Below are 20,637 nucleotides of genomic sequence, written 5' to 3' on the forward strand. Positions count from 1 at the left end.
CGCAAGGCCAGTCGTGTTTTCAGAAGACCCGTGACCTTCAGCGCCGATGGAACCCGCCACCGCCACCAAACGAGTGGTTCATCACCTGGGACGAGTTGTGAAAATTGTTGAGCCGTTCATTGCCCAGGGAGCGCGCCGCGGAATCCCGGTCGAGGTTTTGCACTTGCGCAGTGTTGGCGGGGCTGGCGCGGTTCGCACCACCGACCATTGATTGCCAACCGTCGTCGGTCTTTTTGTACACGTTGCCGTCGTGCCCCGCGTAAACGTTATCGCCGATTCTGGCTGCACCGCTGTTACGCCCGTGTACTCCGCTGACCTGCGTGGTGTTGCCGGTGTTGGGGTTGTAGACGGCACCGCGACCGGCCGTGACCTGAGTCCCATAGCGCGCATTGCCTGCGGTCACCTGCTGACCGGCGATGGCGCCGCCGTTAGGGCCGACCGCCACACCGCTGCGGCCGGCGGCGTAGTTGCCGGTGTAGACGTTATGCACTGCGCCGCGCTGGCCTGCCGCTGCAACGCCAGTACGAGAGTTGTAGGAGGCACCGACCTGACCTGCCCACTGATTGCCGGTCCAGGCGTTGTACCCGGCACCGTAGCGACTGACCGAGGCCCGATCGCCCCATTGGCGATAAACGTTGCCCGTCGTGCCCGCCCAACCGCCGGGACCCCAGGCGACGGCGCCGCCATGATAACCATAGGCCGCGCCGCCCCATGGCATAGGCGCCGGGTACAGGTGTGGGCCCCACGCATAACCCCAGCCGTAATTGCCCCACCACGGGTAGGCGCCCCAGCCCCAGCCCCAGCCCACGGCCACGGTGCTGCCACCCCAACTCCAGCCGAAACCGAAACCGAAGGTCCAGCCTGTCCACGGGGTATAGCGCATCGCGACGCCAAAACCATAAGTCACCGGCGGCCCGTACCAAACGTTGCCGACCCACGGCGTATACGGGTAGCCGGTGCCATACACCACCACGCCGCTGGCGGGGTCCACGGTGGAGCCCTGATAACCCGGCGTGTAACCCACCACGACGGTGTCGCCATTGGCTTCATAGACTTTGACATAGGTGATGTAGTGCATCGGTGAGCTGGGCGGAATCGAATAGATCACTGCCGGCACCGACGTGGCCACCGACCACGGCCCTTGAGCCGAGGTGGCGGTGAACCAGATGCCATTCTCCACCGCATACCAACTCTGTGCGTCGACCATGATGATCGGCGTTGCAGTGTTCACCACGTATTGCAGAGGCGTGCCGCTGATCGCCTTGAGCTGCGGTTCGCCGTCGTAGTGCGGCGCGGTCATTTTGACCTGGCTTTTCTTGATCGCCGACGTCTGCGGGATAGTGGCGGCGATGGCGGCTTCCCTGGCTTGCGGCGTGCCAGCAACGGAGGCTTTTACGTTTTCCTTAGCGCTGTCGTCGGGAATGTTGGCGAAGTCTGCCGGCAATTTATCGGCGGGGGCGAAGGTCCAGGGACCGTTCATGTCACTGGCACGAAACCAGCGACCGGAGATCAGTACATAACTGTTCTGGTCACCGATTTCCTTGAAAATGTGCCCCGTGGTGTTGGTGACATAGAGCAGCTGGGTGCCCTGGATCGGCTGCCATTGAGGTGCGCCGTCGGTGACGATCAGCTCGGTCGGGGTTGTGGCGATGTAAATCTGCGGAATCGGCGTTTTAGCCAGGGTCGGTATTTTTTCCTTCGGATCGCTCTGGCCGGTCAGCAGGTCAACCTGACGGCTCTGGATCGCTGCTTTCTTGGCTTTTTCCAGCTCCGTCGAAGGCGACGGTAACGGGGCGTACGGGCCACCCAGCTGATCGGCGGCCATCCAGCCATCGAACACATGCAGAAAGTGTTTGCCTTGTGCGTCTTTGAGCAGCAGCGGCCGAGTGTTGATGACGCGTTGCAATGACGTGCCATCGACCGGGCGATACGCCGGTTCGCCGTCGATGTACACCAGCAAGGCTGGAACATCGGAAGTGATGATGCTCGGCGGCGTATTTTCCAGTGGCTGGTCATCGGATTTCTGTTCGGCGGCCATTACGCCCACGGCCGCCTCGAGTTGGTCGAGGGAGATGGTTTTCTTGCGGGTCGCTGCGTCTGATTTCAGTGTGGCGACCCACGCATCGGCCTTCGTCGCACCGGAGGGGAAATCGGCCTTGACCAAGGTGTACTGATCGAGCGCGACCCAGCGGGTGGCCTTGTCGACCAGCGTGTGCGCACTGAATTGGGCGATGCCGTAGGTGGATTTTCCGTCCTTCTCCGTGGCCTCGACGGCGGCCCGCGCTTGAAGGGTGTAACCGTCCCAACTGTCGAGTTGCGGCTGATAGACCGTCAGTTTGGTGTCGCCGCTGGTCAGGACTTGCGGCCAGCTCGGGCTTGCCGGAGCCTGGTCGGCGGGCGCTGCGGGTGGTTGTGCTGGCGCGGCCTGGGCACCGGTAAAAAGTAGCAGGCTGAACATCAGCAAAGCGGTAAGCGAGCGCAGGTGAGACATTGTCAGCTCCATCGACGAGGCAGTTTCTTCCGGCATTTCAGTGCCGCGAAAAAAGCATAGCCGCCGACGGGATAAACGCCCGGATTGGCTTAAAGTCGTGTACGGCAAAATGTTGCCTTGTGGTATTCAACTACACGACAACCAGAGCGATTCCATTCGGAGGCACTAATGTTCACAGGCATTTTGATCGACAAAGATGACAGCGGTTACCGGGCCGTCCTGCAAGAGATCAATGACGATCAACTCCCCGAAGGTGATGTGACGGTGCGCGTGGCGTACAGCACGTTGAACTTCAAGGATGGCCTGGCGATCACCGGCAGCAGCCCGGTGGTGCGAAAATTCCCCATGGTGCCGGGGATCGATCTGGCAGGGACGGTCGAAGTCAGTGGCCATCCGGACTACAAGGTCGGCGACCAGGTGTTGCTCAATGGGTGGGGTGTCGGCGAAGAGCATTGGGGTGGACTGGCGCAGAAGGCCCGTCTCAATGGCGACTGGCTGATCCCGCTACCCGGTGAATTCACGGCCGCGCAGGCGATGGCGATCGGCACCGCGGGTTACACGGCCATGCTGAGTATCCTGGCGCTGGAGCACAACGGTGTGACGCCTGAGCAAGGCGAAGTGTTGGTCACCGGGGCCAACGGCGGTGTCGGCGGTTTTGCCATCGCGCTGTTGAGCAAGCTCGGTTACCGCGTGGTGGCGTCCACCGGTCGCACGTCCGAGCATGACTACCTCAAGCAGTTGGGCGCCAGCGAGATCATTGACCGCGCGACCCTGTCCGAGCCTGGCAAACCTCTGGCCAAGGAGCGCTGGGCGGCGGTCATCGACTCTGTCGGCAGTCACACGCTGGCCAACGCCTGTGCCAGCACGAAAGCCAACGGCACCGTCGCTGCCTGCGGGCTGGCCCAAGGCATGGACTTCCCGGCGTCAGTCGCGCCGTTCATCCTGCGCGGCGTGACCCTGGCCGGGATCAATAGCGTGACGCAACCCAAAGCCAAACGAATCGTGGCCTGGAACCGTCTGGCCAAGGACCTGGACTTCGCCTTGCTGCCACTGATCAGCCACGAAATCGGATTGAGTGAAGCGATCGATGCCGCGCCACGGTTGCTCGCCGGCCAGCTGCGCGGGCGGGTGGTGGTGGATGTGAATCGCTGATCAATGCGCTTCACGATCCAATAGCTGCCGTTTGCGTTCCACCCCCCAGCGATAGCCTGAAAGGTCGCCGTCGCTGCGCACTACGCGGTGGCACGGAATCGCCACCGCCAGGCTATTCGCGCCGCAGGCCTGGGCCACGGCGCGGAAGGCTTTGGGCGCGCCGATGCGCTGGGCGATTTCGGCGTAGCTGGCGGTGCTGCCGACCGGGATTTCTCGCAGCGCTTGCCACACCCGCTCCTGAAACGCAGTGCCACGGACGTCCAGCGGCAAGTCCAGGCCAATGGCGGGCGCTTCTATAAAACCGACCACCTTGGCAATCAGTTGCTCGAAAGAGTGATCGGCACCGATCAACGTGGCCTGGCGGAATTTGTCCTGCAGGTCGCACACCAACTGGTGTGGATCGTCACCCAACAGGATCGCGCACACGCCGCGTTCACTTTGCGCCACCAGGATTGCACCGAGCGAGCACTGGCCAACGGCAAAGCGAATCTCGTTGTTCTGGCCTGCCGCGCGGTAGTCGCCGGGTTTCATGCCCAATAGTTGATCCGCCGCCTCATAGAAGCGGCTGTTGGAGTTGAAGCCGGCGTCGTACAAGGCGTCGGTCACCGAACTTCCATCCGCCAACCGATCCCGAACCCTGCGCGAGCGATGGGCCGCTGCGTATCCTTTGGGGGTGAGGCCAGTCACTGCTTTGAATACCCGATGAAAGTGAAAACTGCTGAGGCCTGCGGCGTCGGCCAGTTCGCTCAGTGCGGGCAGATTTTCTGCAGTTTCGATCTGGCGGCACGCGCCAGCCACGGTTGCGGCGTGTTGTGCGGCGACATCACTCTGGTCCTTCGCCGACCGTTTGCTTGGGCGATAACCTGCGGCCTGGGCCTGTTCGGCAGTGTCGAAAAACTCGACGTTCTGCGGTTTCGGCAAGCGCGCCAGGCTGCTGGGGCGGCAATAAATGCCGGTGGTTTTCACCGCGTACACAAACTGCCCGTCTGCTCTGGGATCACGCGCGACGACGGCGGCCCAGCGGGGATCGTTTTCGGTGGCAATGATGGGCGATTGGCGGGTCATGGCGTTATGTCCGTTGACGGGTTTGGTCCAGATTAACCAGCGACCAAGCGGGAGACACTCCGGGTCTTGCGGTCAAATTCCAGTATTTCATCCGGCGGTACGAAACGTGAAGTTGATCCGTTGTTCGCCCAGGCGTGGATGAACGCCATCCTTGATGGGCAATACGCCGTGATAACGCAACCGGTCCACGCCGCCCCACACCACGATGTCGCCATGCAACAAGGGGATGCGCTGGCTCTTGTCGCTGCGTTCAAACCCGCCGAACAGAAACATCGCCGGTAACCCGAGCGACACGGAAACAATCGGCGCCGCGTAGGAACCTTCGTCCTTGTCCTGGTGCAATGACATTTTCGCCCCGGCGACGTAGCGATTGATCAGGCAGGAATCAGGCACGAAATCCGAGAACCCGGCCTCGCGCGCCGCCGCTTGCGCCAGTTCGAAAAACACCTCCGGCATTGCTGGCCAGGGTCGGCCGGTTTGCGGGTCATGGCGGGTGTAGCGATAACCGCTACGGTCGGTGGTCCAGCCCAGCGTGCCGCAACTGCTCAAGGCCACTGACATGGTGAAGCCACCCGGAGTCATCATTTGTCGAAACGGCGCAGCTGCCAGTACCGCGTGCAGTGCGGGCAACAATCGGTCGAACCAAGGCAGGGCGAAGCCCCTCAGCACGTAGGACTGTTCGCCAATCTGCTCGCGCCTGGGCTGCTGCTCAAGGTCGGCGTCGGCAAACAGGTCCAGGGTGGTCGGGTGCATGGGGTCATGACGCATCGTGAAAGATGATTCCAAGGGTATGCCTTTTTCCGCTGTGCAAGCGACTTACACCGTGACGTAGGGTGACCCGGTAATAGCCGCGAACGCCTTTGACCGGTCGCTGGTTGACGGCGAAGATCACTGCATCGCCTTTTTTCAGATCGATGACCTGAGGCCGCGACTGCATGCGGGGGCGCTGTTCGGTCAGGACGAACTCGCCGCCCGTGAAATCTTCGCCTGGCTCTGACAGCAAAATCGCCACCTGCAGTGGGAAAACATGTTCGCCGTACAGGTCCTGATGCAAACAGTTGTAATCCTGTGGGCCATATTGCAGCAACAACGGCGTCGGTCGTTCCTGACCGGCGGCATGGCAACGCTCCAGGAAGGCCTCGTGGGTTTCAGGAAATCGGGTGGTCAGGCTCATCTGCTCGTACCAGCGATTGGCAATCGGCACCAGCCGAGGGTAGAGAGCGCTACGCAGCCGGGCGACAGGGTCGGGCAACGGGTAGCGGAAATATTTGTACTCGCCCCGGCCAAAGCCGTGACGGGCCATCATGACTTGAGAGCGGAAAGGCGCTTGCTGACTATAGAGAGCGCTGATGGCGTCACAGACTTCAGGGTCTATCAGCGAGCAGATGATTGCGCAGCCGTCCTGATCGAGTTGCTGCTCCAGCGCCTTCCAGTCGAGTGCTGCAAGGTCGGGCTCGTTAGACACATTCTGACTCCTTAACCGGGGTTGAGGGGGCAGTCTGGAGCGCGGTACCTTGCCGGGCACTCCGGTGCTTGCGGTCGAATTTTACAGCGGGGAGCAGACATCCTTGTTGCCGCTCCGGAGTTCGTTACAGCGCTTTGCTGACACTGATGTCGCTGATCACGTCGTCGCTCTGGCCATGAATGGCGTCCAGTGCGGCCTTGGCTTCTGTTTCGGTACCTGTTTCAAGCTGGGCAAACTCGAAGCGGCGCTCGCCATTGAGTTTGTACTTGATCACATATTTGGTTGTTGGCGTTGCGGTCATATCTGCCTGTCCTCGGGGTGGGCGTCACTCAGCTCAGTTTCGTGCTGGAGCGGCGGATAATCTTGATCGAATGGGTCAGGGTCGGTTTACGCGTCACGCTGATCGGACGGCGATTGACCGTGTCGATGGTGATGTTCCAGAAACCGGTGCTCGGTGCAGTAATTCGTGCCGGGAAGGTGTCGAATGCTCCGCCGTGGTAAGTGTGACGGCCGCCATTTTTGAAGCTGCGGAAGTTGGCGTCGTTCATCAAGCGGATGTTGCAGGTTTGGGAGCACTGAATGACGACGATGTCGTCCTCGTTGAGGTGCTCGCGCTGGTGAATAAATTTCATGAGGCGCCTCCAGAAGGGCTTTTTCTACAAAATCAAAACGATAGCATGGGCGATTGGCGCAGTTTATCAGTCCGAGGGGGTTATTATCCGGTCGTCGGTCTGTGCTTCGATAATTAAAAACAGATATTCCGGTTTCTGTGCGGGATTAAAGCCATGAGCTCTCGGAGAAAAACGGCATTTGTGCTGTCCGAGGGTCTTTATCGGAGGTTTTGTATGAAGTGGGGTGTGTGGTTGCTGCCATTGGCGCTGGCGATGAGTGGTTGTGCAACAGTCTCGGAAATCAACCAGACGCTGCCGACCATGAACGTAATTTCAGGCAAGAAGCCCCATGAGTATGCGCAGTGCCTGACTGAAAAGCTGGCCGATAGCCGGGGCGCCTTGCAAGTCGAGTCTGAGAAAGACGGCGTTCGCGTCATCGTTCCCCAAAAGTTCTCCTCGGGCCCGGCCGCCGTCTTCGATATTGAAAACCGCTCCGGCGGCAGCAGCATCAAGCTGCATGAGCGCATCTCCAACGTCCCCTTGCGCCCGCACGATGTGCGCGACGCCGCGACCGCTTGCATTTCCGGCTGATAGAATGACCTCATTCGGCACCGATGCCGTCAAAGCCATGCTTTGACGGCATTGTCATTTCTGGAGCAAGCATGAAGCGAGAGCAGGTACGGGAGCGCCATGCAGAGGGTCACATCTCTGCCACCCACGTGATTCAGAATCCGGCGAATTCGGGGGAATGGATCGTGTTTTTCAAGAAAAGCGCCGGGCGCAGTTATTTCCTGGTGGACGATAACGACGAAGTCGAATCCTTCGCGAGCCTGGACGCGTTGATCGAGACCGTGCGAAGCCTGGGGATCAAATTCGCCGAAATTCACATCTAGGGCAGGGCGCCTTACTTGCAGACCACCACGACGCTGCGGGTTTTGAAGTTGCCGACGTCGACGCCCAGGGTCTTGTCGCTCTCCTTGGTTGAGGGAGAGCCGTCAGTACCGACGATGCGATAACCGGTGCCAGCACAAGAGGCATCAGCTTTTTCATAGCAGGTGGCCCAGGAATTGGCTTCCCCGGAGCAATCGATGGACAGGCCTTGCTCGCCGTTGTTGAGGTAGGTCGTTTCGGACGTGGCGCAGCCGCCGAGGGCCAGCAGTGCAATCAGTGGCAAGAATCTAGTCATGTGGTGGTCGTCGTCAGGGTGATGGGCTAAGCCTGTGACAGCGCCGGAATCAAAAGGTTATAGCGAAAGGCCACTTGGTTTCAGCCTCTCACAAAAAAGCCCTGCGCTATGTCAGGGCTTGGGTTGGCTCAGTGGCTGATCAGGACTTGTCCTTGCCGCGGCGTTTGGGCCCTGCGGGTTGGTCCTGCAACACCGATGCCACCTCGATCGCCAACGCTTCGGTCGGGAAAGGTCCGGCGATATTTTCGCCGCCAACGCTGTCTACCCACCACTGGCCGTCTTTTGCCTGATTGATCAGGTACCCGTTGACGCTTTTTGCTACCGACATCGATCTGCCTCGTTTGACTGGTTCAATCGCGCAATCATACCGCCAAATGCATCGGACCGGTGCTGATGGTGCAGGGTGGGTGCGATTGTCCGCTCGTGCAGATCTGGCCGTCTGTGCTATCAATAAAGGCGGCTTGCCGATTGGCGGGAACTATCCGCAAGAATATTTCTCTATGATGGCATCGGTTAGCCAGTGCGGGGCATTGTAAGGTGCTCGCCGCCTGATTAGACTGCGCCGAAACTCGTACACACAGCCCTTTCAAGGACTTATATGATCAAGAAATGCTTGTTCCCAGCAGCCGGTTACGGTACTCGCTTCCTGCCAGCGACTAAAGCCATGCCCAAAGAAATGCTGCCGGTGGTAAACAAGCCACTGATCCAGTACGGCGTCGAAGAAGCACTGGATGCTGGCTTGACCGAAATCTCCATCGTGACCGGTCGTGGCAAACGTGCTCTGGAAGACCACTTCGACATCAGCTACGAGCTGGAAAACCAGATCAAGGGCACCGACAAGGAAAAATACCTGGTCGGCATCCGCAAACTGCTGGACGAGTGCTCTTTCTCCTACACTCGCCAGACCGAAATGAAAGGCCTGGGCCACGCCATCCTGACCGGCCGTCCGCTGATCGGCGACGAACCTTTCGCCGTGGTGCTGGCGGACGACCTGTGCGTTAACCTCGACGGTGACGGCGTACTGACCCAAATGGTCAAGCTGTACAAACAGTACCGCTGCTCGATCATCGCGATCCAGGAAGTTGATCCGCTGGAAACCAACAAGTACGGCGTGATCGCCGGCGACCTGATCGGTGATGACCTCTACCGCGTTCGCAACATGGTCGAGAAACCAGCTCCGGAAGATGCACCGTCGAACCTGGCGATCATCGGCCGTTACATCCTCACCCCGGACATCTTCGACCTGATCAAGCAAACCGAGCCAGGCAAGGGCGGCGAAATCCAGATCACCGACGCCCTGATGAAACAAGCGCAAAACGGTTGCGTCATTGCCTACAAATTCAAAGGCAAGCGTTTCGACTGCGGCGGCGCTGAAGGCTACATCGAAGCGACCAACTTCTGCTTCGAGAACTTCTACAAGACTGGTAAAGCCTACTGATAGGGTTTGACCTGCTTGTCGCTTGAAAGCCACCTTCGGGTGGCTTTTTCGTTTTCCGCCCCCATATCGTTCGCAACGCTTGCCCAACGTTCGTCTGCGGGTATGCTGTTTGCCTGCCGAGGAGATTGAAAATGGCCTACGATTTTGACCTTTATGTGATTGGTGCCGGTTCCGGTGGTGTGCGGGCTGCGCGGTTTGCTGCCGGGTTTGGGGCGAAAGTGGCGGTGGCCGAGAGCCGTTACCTGGGCGGGACGTGCGTGAACGTTGGCTGCGTGCCGAAGAAATTGCTGGTCTACGGCGCGCATTTCGCCGAAGACTTCGAGCAGTCTTCCGGATTCGGCTGGACCTTGGGTGAGTCGAAGTTCGATTGGGCGACGCTGATCGCCAACAAGGATCGCGAAATCAACCGTCTGAACGGCATCTACCGCACGCTGCTGGTCAACAGCGGCGTGAGGTTGCATGAAGGGCACGCCAAGATCGTCGATCCGCACACGGTCGAGATCAATGGCGAGCGCCACACCGCCAAAAACATCCTGATTGCTACAGGCGGCTGGCCGCAGATTCCAGAAATTCCGGGCCATGAGCACGCGATCAGTTCCAACCAGGCGTTCTTCCTCAAAGAGTTGCCCAAACGTGTCCTGGTGGTCGGTGGTGGTTACATTGCTGTCGAATTCGCCGGGATTTTCCATGGTCTGGGCGCAGACACCACGTTGCTGTATCGCGGTGAGTTGTTCCTGCGCGGCTTCGACGGCGCTGTGCGCAAGCATTTGCAGGAAGAACTGACCAAGCGCGGCATGGACCTGCAATTCAATGCCGACATCGAGCGCATCGACAAACAGGCCGATGGCAGCTTGAAAGTCACCCTCAAGGATGGTCGCGAGCTGGAGGCGGATTGTGTGTTTTACGCCACCGGCCGGCGTCCGATGCTGGACAATCTCGGGCTGGAAAATACTGGCGTCAAACTCGACAAGAAAGGCTTCGTCGAGGTCGATGAACAGTATCAGACCGCCGAACCGTCGATCCTGGCCCTGGGCGATGTGATCGGTCGTGTGCAACTGACGCCGGTTGCATTGGCCGAAGGCATGGCTGTTGCGCGGCGTTTGTTCAAGCCTGAGCAGTATCGCCCGGTGGATTACAAGATGATCCCGACGGCCGTGTTCAGCCTGCCCAACATCGGCACCGTTGGTCTCACCGAGGAAGAGGCTCGCGAAGCTGGCCACGACGTGGTGGTCTTCGAAAGCCGTTTCCGCCCGATGAAGCTGACCCTGACCGAATGCCAGGAGCGCACGCTGATGAAGTTGGTGGTCGATGGCAAAACCGACAAGGTGTTGGGTTGCCACATGGTCGGCCCGGACGCCGGCGAGATCGTCCAGGGATTGGCGATTGCGCTGAAGGCGGGCGCGACCAAGCGCGATTTCGACGAAACCATCGGCGTGCACCCAACCGCCGCCGAAGAGTTCGTCACCATGCGCACACCGGTCGCGGGTTAATCGACCTCGGCTGCGTCTGGCGCTGTCGCAACGACAGCCGCCAGGCGCACGCTTTCATCGAGGCTCGCCTGAGTCTTGAGCAATTCGATTTCCAGTAGTTTGTTCGCCTGTGACTGCTCCTCGACGCTCTGCTTCAGCGACTGGCTTTCCAGCAGCGCTGCGCGCAAGCGTTCCTGGAGGAGGGTGCGTTCGCTGTCGATGCGGTTGACCTGTTCCAGCAACTGATCCTGCCGGGCATGGGTTTGCTTGAGTTGTTCCTGGGTCAGGCTCAGCTCGCGCAGGGTTCCACGGTTTTCGGTCAGCAAGCGTTCATTGTCGCGGTGCAGTTGGGTGATTTCATCCTGGCGCACCAACGCGCTTTGTTGAGCCTGTCGCAACTCCATTTGAATCTGCTGCACCTGGCCTTCGTGGCGGCGCTGATCCTGTTCGCGCTGGTCTTTGACGGCGTTGCGGTAGTGCTCCAGCGCGTCCCGAGCGTGCAGGTGTTTTTCCTCCAGAGAGCGGATCTGCTCGTCCTTGTCGCGCAAGCGTAGATCGAAATCGGCCAGGGCCTGGCTCAACCCGGCGTTACGGGTTTGCTCGGTCTGCAGCATGGCGTGGGTGTTCTGCAGGTTGTCCGATTCTTGTGTCAGCGCCAGGGTTTGAATTTCGTATTGCTGCTGCAACTCGATGTTGGCGTCATCGGCGGCGGCCAATTGGGTTTCCAAGGCTTTGCGATGTTGATCGAACTGCGCGCGCGCCTGGTCGATCGGTTCTTGCGCCTGTTCCTTGAGGCGTTGCGCCAGGCGTGACACCAGCCCTGCCAGTTCGTCGTCGATGGGTTCGGAGGAGGGCGCTGACGGCTCGGCGCCGTCATCCAGTTCTTTCAAATACCGGTGAATAGTGGTTTTCGAGCCGGTGTTGCCCATTTCGATCCGTACTGCATCGATGCTGGGGTTTTCGCCACGAGCCAGAATGGCCAGGCGTGCTGCCTGCACCACTGCTTTGTTTACACCACCGCGTGCCATGAAGTCTCCTACGATTTCGTACTGTGGTACGTACCACCAAAGTACATAATGTACCATGCAATAAAATTTCAATAAATACGAGAAGTACTCAGGCGGGATATACTGGTATTACCCCGTGTGAAGGGAAAAAACCAGGAACGCAGCGGGGCATCAGGTGCCCAGCGTGATCGTTAACGACCATCGCGAGCAGGCTCGCTCCCACAAGGTGATTCCCATGTCCGAGCTGGATCGTTACCTGCAAGCCGCCACGCGCGACAACACCCGCCGCAGCTATCGGGCGGCCATCGAGCATTTCGAAGTCGTTTGGGGCGGGTTTTTACCGGCCACCGCTGACAGCGTGGCGCGCTACCTGGTGGCGTATGCGGGGGAGTTGTCGATCAATACGCTGAAACTGCGGCTATCGGCACTGGCGCAGTGGCACAACAGCCAGGGCTTTGCCGATCCCACCAAGGCGCCCGTCGTGCGCCAGGTGTTCAAGGGCATTCGCGCACTGCACCCGGCTCAGGAGAAACAGGCCGAGCCGCTGCAACTTCAGCACCTTGAACAAGTGGTGGCGTATCTGGAGCAGGAAGCTCGAATCGCCCAAACTGAACACGACCGACCGGCACTGTTGCGAGCCAGACGCGACACTGCGTTGATCCTGCTGGGCTTCTGGCGTGGCTTTCGCAGCGATGAGCTGTGTCGCGTGCAGATCGAGCACGTTCAGGCGAGTGCCGGTTCCGGCATCACGCTCTACCTCCCGCGAAGCAAGAGCGACCGCGAAAACCTCGGCAAGACGTTCCAGACGCCGGCGTTACAGCGTCTCTGCCCGGTCCAGGCGTACATCAACTGGATCAACGACGCGGCATTGGTTCGCGGCCCGGTCTTCCGTGGCATCGACCGTTGGGGCCACTTGAGCGAAGAGGGCCTGCACGCCAACAGTGTCATCCCGTTGTTGCGCCAGGCACTGGAACGCTCGGGCATTGCGGCCGAGCACTACACCAGCCACTCGCTACGACGCGGTTTTGCCACCTGGGCGCACCAGAGCGGCTGGGATCTGAAATCGCTGATGAGCTACGTGGGCTGGAAGGACATGAAGTCCGCCATGCGCTACATCGACGCCAGCCCGTTTTTCGGAATGTCCCACCTCCAGGAAAAGCCAGTCACAACCGAGATACCAATTTCTTCTATTAATACCGTCGGCTAATAGCGAAAACAAATCAGCGGCATCAGGTTTGCCAATGAGCCATCGGTCCGTCGAGTGGGTAGAGTTCACCCCATCAAGTTCTTAACCCATGACGGAGAGTCACCGATGCCTATCATCAACAGCCAAGTTAAACCGTTCAAAGCTGACGCTTTCAAAAATGGCGACTTCGTAAAAGTCTCGGACGCTGACCTGAAAGGCAAATGGTCTGTCGTGTTCTTCTACCCGGCTGACTTCACCTTCGTTTGCCCGACCGAACTGGAAGACCTGGCTGACAACTACGACGCGTTCCAGAAACTGGGCGTCGAGATCTACAGCGTTTCCACCGACACCCACTTTGCCCACGCCGCCTGGCACAACACCTCGCCAGCCATCGGCAAAATCCAGTACACCATGATCGGCGACCCGACCCACGCCATCTCCCGCAACTTCGACGTGCTGATCGAAGACGCTGGCCTGGCTGACCGTGGCACCTTCGTGATCAACCCGGAAGGCCAGATCAAAATCGTTGAACTGAACGATGGCGGCGTTGGCCGCGACGCATCCGAACTGCTGCGCAAAATCAAGGCTGCCCAGTACGTCGCTGCTCACCCGGGCCAGGTTTGCCCAGCCAAGTGGAAAGAAGGCGAGGCCACTCTGGCTCCGTCCCTGGACCTGGTCGGCAAGATCTAAGTCTGTGACGCGCAACTCAGGGCGGAACTCCGCACCTACTCAGTAAGCTGCACCGCCCTCAAAAACGCCCGGGCGAGATTCGCTCGGGCGTTTTTTTATGTCTCAAGCAAAGCAAAAAAGGAAATCGCCCGTATGTTGGACGCCAATCTTAAAGCCCAGTTGAAATCGTACCTGGAACGGGTCACTCAGCCGATCGAGATCGTTGCATCCCTCGACGACGGTGCGAAATCCCAGGAAATGCTCGAACTGTTGAAAGACGTTGCCAGTCTTTCCAGCCAGATTACCTTGCTCGACAACGGTGATGACACACGTAAACCATCGTTCTCGATCAATCGCCCGGGTGCCGACATCAAGCTGCGTTTCGCCGGCATTCCAATGGGTCACGAATTCACCTCGCTGGTGCTGGCCTTGCTGCAAGTCGGCGGCCACCCCTCCAAAGCCAGTGCGGAAGTGATCGAACAGATCCGCTCGCTCAACGGTCAGTTCAGCTTCGAGACTTACTTCTCGCTGTCCTGCCAGAACTGCCCGGACGTCGTTCAGGCGCTGAACCTGATGGCCGTGCTGAACCCGAACATCCGCCACGTCGCCATCGACGGTGCGTTGTTCCAGGCGGAAGTCGACGAACGCAAGATCATGGCCGTGCCCAGCATCTACTTGAACGGCGAGATTTTCGGCCAGGGCCGCATGGGCCTGGAAGAAATCCTCGCCAAGATCGACACCAGCGGTGCCGAGCGCCAGGCTGAAAAAATCAGTGCCAAGGAAGCCTTTGACGTGCTGGTCGTCGGCGGTGGCCCGGCCGGTGCTTCGGCAGCGATCTACGCCGCGCGTAAAGGCATTCGCACCGGTGTTGCCGCAGAGCGTTTTGGTGGTCAGGTGCTCGACACCATGGCCATCGAGAACTTCATCTCCGTGCAGGAAACCGAAGGGCCGAAGCTGGCCAGCGCACTCGAAGAACACGTCAAGCAATACGACGTCGACATCATGAACCTGCAACGCGCCACGGCGCTGATTCCGGCGAAAAACCCCGGTGAGCTGCACGAGGTTCGCTTCGACAGCGGCGCCACGCTCAAGACCAAGGCGCTGATTCTCGCCACGGGCGCCCGGTGGCGTGAAATGGGTGTGCCAGGCGAGCAGGAATACAAAGCCAAAGGCGTGTGTTTCTGCCCGCACTGCGACGGTCCGCTGTTCAAAGGCAAGCGTGTCGCGGTGATCGGTGGCGGCAACTCCGGCGTTGAGGCCGCGATTGACCTGGCCGGTATTGTCAGCCACGTCACGCTGCTGGAATTCGACAGCAAGCTGCGCGCCGATGCGGTGCTGCAGCGCAAGTTGTTCAGCCTGCCGAACGTGCATGTCATCACCAGCGCGCTGACCAGCGAAGTCAAGGGTGACGGCCAGAAAGTGACCGGCCTGGTGTACAAGGACCGCGATTCGGGTGAGTTCAACACGGTGAACCTGGACGGCATCTTCGTGCAGATCGGCTTGTTGCCCAATACAGACTGGCTCAAAGGCACCGTCGAGCTATCGCCGCGCGGCGAGATCATCGTCGATGCCCGTGGTGAAACTTCATTGCCGGGGGTGTTCGCAGCCGGTGACGTGACCACGGTGCCGTACAAGCAGATCGTGATTGCAGTGGGCGAGGGCGCAAAAGCTTCGCTGAGCGCATTCGATCACCTGATCCGGACCTCGGCCCCGGCATAAACGCCGACGCTGAAAACACAAAACCCCATGAGTGATCATGGGTTTTTTTTGTCCTGACTATCCCAAATGTGAGACTGGCTTTTGTGGGAGTGAGCCTGCTCGCTCCCACAGCGGATCTTTCGCGTGGGTTAGAGCGGGGCGGGCTGGATGATCTCGACCCAGTAGGCGTCCGGGTCCTTGATGAACGCCAGGCTCTTCATGCGGCCGTCGTTCAGGCGCTTCTGGAAATCGCAACCCAGTGCCTCAAAGCGTTCGCACGCCGCGCGGATGTCCGGGACCGAGATGCAGATGTGGCCGAAACCGCGCGGGTCAGTGTTGCCGTTGTGGTAGGCGAAATCGGCATCGTTTTCGGTGCCGTGGTTATGGGTCAGCTCGAGAATGCCCGGGATCGATTTCATCCATTCCGTGCGCGCTGCTGCGTCGGCCGGGATCTGGTCTTTATCGACCAGCGCCAGGAAGTACAGGCTGAACTCGGCTTCCGGGAAATCGCGTTTTTCCACCAGCGAAAATCCGAGGATGCGCGTGTAGAAATCCAGGGACTTGGTGATGTCCTTGACCCGCAACATGGTGTGGTTGAAGACAAACTTCCGGGTGGCGGTGTCAGGTTGGGCGGTCACGCCCGGGAAGGTGTTCAAATCGTGCAGGCTCATGGGCCCTCCGGTCATAAGTGGGGCTAACGAATGGCGACAATGATACGCAAGGGTTCAGACATCACCAAACCGAAAGCGTCGGCTATTGCCTGACAGGCGGGCGAAGCTCAGACTTTGCCGCTCAACCCGTGAGTGTTCATTGCAATGATTCGATTGTCCAAACCGCTGCTGGTCCTGATGTGCATGCTTTCAGGTATCGCCCGAGCACAGGCAGACGCGCCGATCGTGACCTGGCCCAGTGGCTGGGAAGTCGAAGAGATCCCGCAGACCGACGCCAAGCCTGAGGTGATCCGTCAGCGCGCGGTTAAAAACGATCAGGATGGCACGCCAGTCATGGTGATGGAGCTGACCATGACTCAGGTGGAGAGCGGTCATCAGGTGAACCTGCAGGGCGTACTGCTGGAGATGCGCAAGTCGGTGCAAAAGGGCTTTTTTCAAGGCGGTTATCAAAGTGTTTGCAACCGGATTCATCCGACAACCTTGAGCCGCTTATCGGCGCTGGAAACTACCTGCACGATTACGCAGAACGGTCGACATGTGCTGTCACAAACATTGGTCGCGGCGGTGGATGCCGATAAGGCCTATGTCCTTTCGTACGCCGGGCAGGCCGAGGCTTATAAGGCAAGTGAAGATGAAATAGGTGCTACTCGTAACAGCTTGAAACTTTAGTTGAGGATTTGTGAAATCACAGATCTCAAAACGTTCAGTTTTTTTAGATACCCGAACGGATTAAGCACAAAGTTAGTCAGCAAGTTACGAGTTGATCGATTCCATTCGCCGCTGTTAGTGGCACCCATGAAAAAGCCCTGCATTGGCAGGGCTTTTTTTGTCGCTGCGAGAGCTTAGCCACGGAGCCAGGAATCAACGGTGGCTGCACCGTATTGTTCCTTCCAGGCTTTCAGGCCGCGGTGGTTGCCGCCCTTGGTTTCAATCAGTTCACCGGTGTGCGGGTTCTGATAAACCTTGACCACGCGAGCGCGACGGGTTTTAGGCGCTGCGGTATGTTGCAGGCCGGATTTGGCCGGGTTCGGATCGAGAATGGCGATGATGTCGCGCAGGCTTTTGCCGTAGGTTTTCATCAGCCCCTGGAGCTTCTCTTCGAATTCGATTTCTTTCTTGAGCCCGGCATCGTTCTTCAGGGATTCCAGCTGTTTGAGCTGCTCTTGAAGGGCCTTTTCAGCGGCACGAAATTCAGCGAGTCTGGACAATATCTTTACTCCAATAGTGTGTTTGGCTGATACCAACCGCAAACAAAGCTATAAGCCAAGAGCCTTGAAGCGACTCGGTGATAAGTGGTGCACCTGCCAATCTAGCGCAGGCATGAAAAATTGTAGTAGTTAATTGGCCAAGAGTAAATCCTGACGTTTTCTTCATGTAACAAGAGCGAACTATTGATTCAAATTGGTGCGATTTTCCGTTGTCTCGTCGCTTAAAACCGTTAGTTAATGATGGCTTAATGCTTCAGTGAACTCTGCGCCGGGCATCGGGCGCCCATAAAGATAACCTTGCAGGAAGTTCACCCCGTGAGCGGTCAGGTAATCACTTTGCTCCAGTGTTTCCACACCCTCGGCGACGATGCCCAGATCCAGCTTGGCGGACAGTTCGATGATGCTGTCCAGAATGTGCCCGGAGAGCGCATCAGCGCCGATCATCGCAACAAAACTCTGATCGATTTTTAGATAATCCACGTTGAACTGACGCAGATAGCCCAGGCTGGAATGGCCGGTGCCGAAATCGTCGATGGCGATCTTCACGCCCAGCGCATGAAGTTGTTCGAACAGTTGATGGGTGATGGCAGTGGGTGCGATGAGTTCGCGCTCGGTCAATTCCAGTACCAGGATGATGCTGCCCGGTGCGAAGGCTTCAAGGAACTCACGGCAATCCTCAACCAGTTCCAGGTCCTTGCAATGGCTGGCGGTGATGTTGATACCAATGTGAAACGGTTCCTGCAACGAGGCTACGGTGGGCGCTAACAATTGCGCGGTTTGTCGCATCAATGACCGGGTCATCGGCACGATCAGCCCGGAGTGTTCGGCGAACGGGATAAACAGGTCCGGGCGCACCAAGCCTTCTTTAGGGTGGTTCCAGCGCATCAGGACTTCTGCCCCTGACCACTTTTTATTATCGCCATAGACCAACGGTTGAAAGTACGGAATGAACTCGGCGGCTTCCAGCGCCCGGTGCAGTTCATGGCTGGGTGATGTAGAGCGCCCCTGCAGAAAATGCCCGATAAAGCCGGCAATCACCCCGAAGAAAATCAACAGGCTGAACAGGGGGGGGTATTCACTGCTCATGTAGCGCCAGGTTTCGCCCTCGGGGAAACCGGCCGCCACGGTGAAGGGGTAGCGTGAGGAACCCAACGTGGCAGGTGCCACCGGGAAAACGGGCAGCGGCCCCGTGTGGAATGTCATGTCGGGGCTCAGCCAATGGGGGCCGACTTGCAGGACCAGCGAGGTTTTGCGACCGATCAGGCGCAGCACGTTACTCAAGTGAAAACCGTCCAGGGTGCTCAGTGCGCTCTTTTCTCCGTCGCTGAGTCGGTACACCAACAGCGCGGAATCCGGCGTCACCGAGTTGCCTTCCAATAACGACAACTGGCCGTGGGTGTAGTTGCCGGCACTGATTTTTTCCTGAATATCACCGAACAAGGAGCTGCAATAAGCGGTGTTGTCCCAGATCAGGCTGGTCGAACGTACAAACGGACGGCGTGTAACCTGTTCACGCAAGGCCAGATTGACATCGGCGCAAGGTTGCCCGGCCAGCGGCAGTAAATCGGCCGCGGCCTGGGCGTTGTTATCGAGCATCAGTTCGAACTGGCGGATCGCCTCTTCAGCGGTCTGCGCGGTACTTTGCGAGAGGGTGCGCCCGGCCTGCATGTAGAGAATGGCGAAGCCGAGCACCACCGGGAGCAGACCGCTCAGGACCGTCACGACGATCCGGGTACCGCGTTTGCGGCGGGGTTTGACGGTCAATGGCATTTGCGAAACCTGTGACGATAAAAAGGGCTCTCAAATGCTGGAGGACTCGCCATCCATAAAGAGTTCAGTACGGCCCATGATAGATGGAGCTCGGCATTTATGCCGCCCAACGGTGATTCAGCGTGTAAACAAACCCCTTGCGCGACCGGCGGGAAAGGGGATTTGATACAGAAGGCGGACAAACAGATTTACGCTGTGTAGAATCCGGTTACGCATACAATAATAAACGTCTTCTGGCAGCAGCAGAAGCCTCGCCCGCAAGAGCCTTGGGTCGACAATGAAGAGTTTTGGGTTTCAACTGATCTATGGTGACTTCCTCGCCCGCAGCGTGCGGGGCATCTCCTGTGCGCCACCCGCCGGTCTCAGCATTGCTAGCAACTAACATTAGTTAATTGATAAAAATGATGAGGCGCCACCATGGCAGATTTATACGAAAACCCGATGGGCCTGATGGGCTTCGAATTCATTGAATTCGCATCGCCAACCCCGAACACCCTGGAGCCGATCTTCGAGATCATGGGCTTCACCAAGGTGGCGACCCACCGCTCCAAAGACGTGCACCTGTATCGCCAGGGCCAGATCAACCTGATCCTCAACAACGAGCCCCACAGCGTAGCGTCGTACTTCGCCGCTGAGCATGGCCCGTCGGTGTGTGGCATGGCGTTCCGCGTCAAGGACTCACAAAAGGCTTACAAGCGTGCCCTGGAGCTCGGCGCTCAGCCGATCCACATCGAAACCGGCCCGATGGAACTGCACCTGCCGGCGATCAAAGGCATCGGCGGCGCGCCGCTGTACCTGATCGACCGTTTCGGCGAAGGCAGCTCGATCTACGACATCGATTTCGTGTTCATCGAAGGGGTGGATCGTAACCCTGAAGGCGCGGGCCTGAAGATCATCGATCACTTGACCCACAACGTGTATCGCGGTCGCATGGCCTACTGGGCCAACTTCTACGAGAAGCTGTTCAACTTCCGCGAAATCCGCTACTTCGACATCAAGGGCGAATACACCGGCCTGACCTCCAAAGCCATGACCGCGCCGGATGGCATGATTCGCATCCCGTTGAACGAGGAATCGTCCAAAGGTGCCGGGCAGATCGAAGAGTTCCTGATGCAGTTCAACGGCGAGGGCATCCAGCACGTGGCCTTCCTCAGCGATAACCTGCTGGACACCTGGGATCGCCTGAAGAAAATCGGCATGCGCTTCATGACCGCACCGCCGGACACCTACTACGAAATGCTCGAAGGCCGTCTGCCAAACCACGGCGAGCCGGTCGATCAGCTGCAAGCGCGGGGGATTCTGCTGGACGGTTCCTCCGAATCCGGCGACAAGCGCCTGCTGTTGCAGATCTTCTCGGAAACCCTGATGGGGCCGGTGTTCTTCGAATTCATTCAGCGTAAAGGCGATGATGGTTTCGGCGAAGGCAACTTCAAGGCGTTGTTCGAATCGATCGAGCGCGATCAGGTTCGGCGTGGTGTGTTGTCCACCGACTAAATCGATACCGCGGTAAAAAACTGTGGGAGCGAGCCTGCTCGCGATAGCGTTCTTTCA

The 20,637-nt window shown here is 58.7% G+C and carries 22 protein-coding genes; 10 read left to right on the forward strand and 12 right to left on the reverse strand.

Annotated elements, in window-relative coordinates; all coding sequences use genetic code 11:
* Nucleotides 1–37 precede the first annotated feature (37 nt).
* Nucleotides 38–2,491, reverse strand: coding sequence for an autotransporter (locus tag EJA72_RS09560; RefSeq protein ID WP_157711224.1), 2,454 nt, complete (start codon nucleotides 2,489–2,491; stop codon nucleotides 38–40).
* Nucleotides 2,492–2,659: 168 nt separating this feature from the next.
* Between EJA72_RS09560 and EJA72_RS09565 the strand changes: the two genes are divergently transcribed.
* Entirely contained in the window at nucleotides 2,660–3,643 is a 984-nt protein-coding gene (locus EJA72_RS09565) for an MDR family oxidoreductase (protein ID WP_157711225.1), read from the forward strand.
* Here the strand turns inward: EJA72_RS09565 and ada are convergent, their stop codons facing one another.
* From ada to EJA72_RS09585, 5 genes are all read right to left on the reverse strand, one after another.
* Entirely contained in the window at nucleotides 3,644–4,708 is a 1,065-nt protein-coding gene (gene ada, locus EJA72_RS09570; protein WP_157711226.1) for a bifunctional DNA-binding transcriptional regulator/O6-methylguanine-DNA methyltransferase Ada, read from the reverse strand.
* A gap of 87 nt (nucleotides 4,709–4,795) precedes the next feature.
* Entirely contained in the window at nucleotides 4,796–5,476 is a 681-nt protein-coding gene (gene alkB, locus EJA72_RS09575) for a DNA oxidative demethylase AlkB (protein ID WP_157711227.1), read from the reverse strand.
* Nucleotides 5,466–6,173, reverse strand: a complete 708-nt coding sequence (locus tag EJA72_RS09580; RefSeq protein ID WP_178129223.1) for a 2OG-Fe(II) oxygenase — start codon at nucleotides 6,171–6,173, stop codon at nucleotides 5,466–5,468. Before EJA72_RS09580 ends, alkB begins: the two co-directional genes overlap by 11 nt.
* A gap of 124 nt (nucleotides 6,174–6,297) precedes the next feature.
* Nucleotides 6,298–6,474 (reverse strand): hypothetical protein, encoded by a 177-nt coding sequence (locus tag EJA72_RS28945; protein WP_178129225.1) that lies wholly within the window; start codon nucleotides 6,472–6,474, stop codon nucleotides 6,298–6,300.
* A 28-nt stretch (nucleotides 6,475–6,502) separates the two neighbouring features.
* A complete protein-coding gene (locus EJA72_RS09585; protein WP_007946189.1) occupies nucleotides 6,503–6,805 on the reverse strand; it encodes a DUF1883 domain-containing protein in 303 nt (100 codons plus the stop codon).
* 213 nt (nucleotides 6,806–7,018) lie between these two features.
* On the opposite strand from EJA72_RS09585, the gene EJA72_RS09590 reads away from it, so the two are divergent.
* Together EJA72_RS09590 and EJA72_RS09595 are read left to right on the forward strand one after the other, a co-directional pair.
* Nucleotides 7,019–7,375 (forward strand): hypothetical protein, encoded by a 357-nt coding sequence (locus tag EJA72_RS09590; RefSeq protein WP_157711228.1) that lies wholly within the window; start codon nucleotides 7,019–7,021, stop codon nucleotides 7,373–7,375.
* Nucleotides 7,376–7,446: 71 nt separating this feature from the next.
* Nucleotides 7,447–7,677, forward strand: coding sequence for a hypothetical protein (locus EJA72_RS09595; RefSeq protein ID WP_157711229.1), 231 nt, complete (start codon nucleotides 7,447–7,449; stop codon nucleotides 7,675–7,677).
* Between the two features lie 11 nt (nucleotides 7,678–7,688).
* On the opposite strand, the gene EJA72_RS09600 is transcribed toward EJA72_RS09595, so the two are convergent.
* Nucleotides 7,689–7,970 carry a hypothetical protein gene (locus tag EJA72_RS09600; protein WP_157711230.1) on the reverse strand — a complete coding sequence of 94 codons (282 nt, stop codon included), beginning with the start codon at nucleotides 7,968–7,970 and terminating at the stop codon, nucleotides 7,689–7,691.
* Nucleotides 7,971–8,109: 139 nt separating this feature from the next.
* A complete protein-coding gene (locus EJA72_RS09605) occupies nucleotides 8,110–8,298 on the reverse strand; it encodes a hypothetical protein (RefSeq protein WP_059405464.1) in 189 nt (62 codons plus the stop codon).
* A gap of 270 nt (nucleotides 8,299–8,568) precedes the next feature.
* On the opposite strand from EJA72_RS09605, the gene galU reads away from it, so the two are divergent.
* Together galU and gorA are read left to right on the forward strand one after the other, a co-directional pair.
* Nucleotides 8,569–9,408 (forward strand): UTP--glucose-1-phosphate uridylyltransferase GalU, encoded by an 840-nt coding sequence (gene galU / locus EJA72_RS09610; RefSeq protein WP_054050566.1) that lies wholly within the window; start codon nucleotides 8,569–8,571, stop codon nucleotides 9,406–9,408.
* Between the two features lie 131 nt (nucleotides 9,409–9,539).
* A complete protein-coding gene (gene gorA, locus EJA72_RS09615) occupies nucleotides 9,540–10,898 on the forward strand; it encodes a glutathione-disulfide reductase (protein WP_157711231.1) in 1,359 nt (452 codons plus the stop codon).
* On the opposite strand, the gene EJA72_RS09620 is transcribed toward gorA, so the two are convergent.
* Entirely contained in the window at nucleotides 10,895–11,905 is a 1,011-nt protein-coding gene (locus EJA72_RS09620) for a DNA-binding protein (protein WP_157711232.1), read from the reverse strand. The two genes, gorA and EJA72_RS09620, sit on opposite strands and share 4 nt — an antisense overlap.
* A 214-nt stretch (nucleotides 11,906–12,119) precedes the next feature.
* On the opposite strand from EJA72_RS09620, the gene EJA72_RS09625 reads away from it, so the two are divergent.
* The 3 genes from EJA72_RS09625 to ahpF all read left to right on the forward strand — a co-directional run bounded on the left by EJA72_RS09625 (nucleotide 12,120) and on the right by ahpF (nucleotide 15,458).
* A complete protein-coding gene (locus EJA72_RS09625; protein WP_157711233.1) occupies nucleotides 12,120–13,091 on the forward strand; it encodes a site-specific integrase in 972 nt (323 codons plus the stop codon).
* Nucleotides 13,092–13,196: 105 nt separating this feature from the next.
* Nucleotides 13,197–13,760 (forward strand): alkyl hydroperoxide reductase subunit C, encoded by a 564-nt coding sequence (gene ahpC, locus EJA72_RS09630; RefSeq protein ID WP_010460707.1) that lies wholly within the window; start codon nucleotides 13,197–13,199, stop codon nucleotides 13,758–13,760.
* 132 nt (nucleotides 13,761–13,892) lie between these two features.
* The gene (ahpF, locus tag EJA72_RS09635; RefSeq protein WP_157711234.1) at nucleotides 13,893–15,458 is read left to right on the forward strand and encodes an alkyl hydroperoxide reductase subunit F; all 1,566 of its coding nucleotides are present in this window, start codon (nucleotides 13,893–13,895) and stop codon (nucleotides 15,456–15,458) included.
* 128 nt (nucleotides 15,459–15,586) lie between these two features.
* Here ahpF and gloA read toward each other — a convergent pair whose 3' ends face one another.
* Entirely contained in the window at nucleotides 15,587–16,108 is a 522-nt protein-coding gene (gene gloA / locus EJA72_RS09640) for a lactoylglutathione lyase (protein WP_157711235.1), read from the reverse strand.
* A gap of 144 nt (nucleotides 16,109–16,252) precedes the next feature.
* Between gloA and EJA72_RS09645 the strand changes: the two genes are divergently transcribed.
* The gene (locus EJA72_RS09645; RefSeq protein WP_157711236.1) at nucleotides 16,253–16,777 is read left to right on the forward strand and encodes a DUF4946 domain-containing protein; all 525 of its coding nucleotides are present in this window, start codon (nucleotides 16,253–16,255) and stop codon (nucleotides 16,775–16,777) included.
* 173 nt (nucleotides 16,778–16,950) lie between these two features.
* Here the strand turns inward: EJA72_RS09645 and EJA72_RS09650 are convergent, their stop codons facing one another.
* Together EJA72_RS09650 and EJA72_RS09655 are read right to left on the reverse strand one after the other, a co-directional pair.
* Nucleotides 16,951–17,316, reverse strand: coding sequence for a histone-like nucleoid-structuring protein, MvaT/MvaU family (locus tag EJA72_RS09650; protein ID WP_157711237.1), 366 nt, complete (start codon nucleotides 17,314–17,316; stop codon nucleotides 16,951–16,953).
* Nucleotides 17,317–17,550: 234 nt separating this feature from the next.
* Nucleotides 17,551–19,086 carry an EAL domain-containing protein gene (locus EJA72_RS09655; protein ID WP_157711238.1) on the reverse strand — a complete coding sequence of 512 codons (1,536 nt, stop codon included), beginning with the start codon at nucleotides 19,084–19,086 and terminating at the stop codon, nucleotides 17,551–17,553.
* 417 nt (nucleotides 19,087–19,503) lie between these two features.
* Between EJA72_RS09655 and hppD the strand changes: the two genes are divergently transcribed.
* Nucleotides 19,504–20,580: a 4-hydroxyphenylpyruvate dioxygenase gene (gene hppD, locus EJA72_RS09660; RefSeq protein ID WP_157711239.1), complete on the forward strand. Its 1,077-nt coding sequence runs from the start codon at nucleotides 19,504–19,506 to the stop codon at nucleotides 20,578–20,580.
* Nucleotides 20,581–20,637: the final 57 nt, after the last annotated feature.

The organism is Pseudomonas sp. PB120, from assembly GCF_009761815.1.
Taxonomy (GTDB): Bacteria; Pseudomonadota; Gammaproteobacteria; order Pseudomonadales; family Pseudomonadaceae; genus Aquipseudomonas.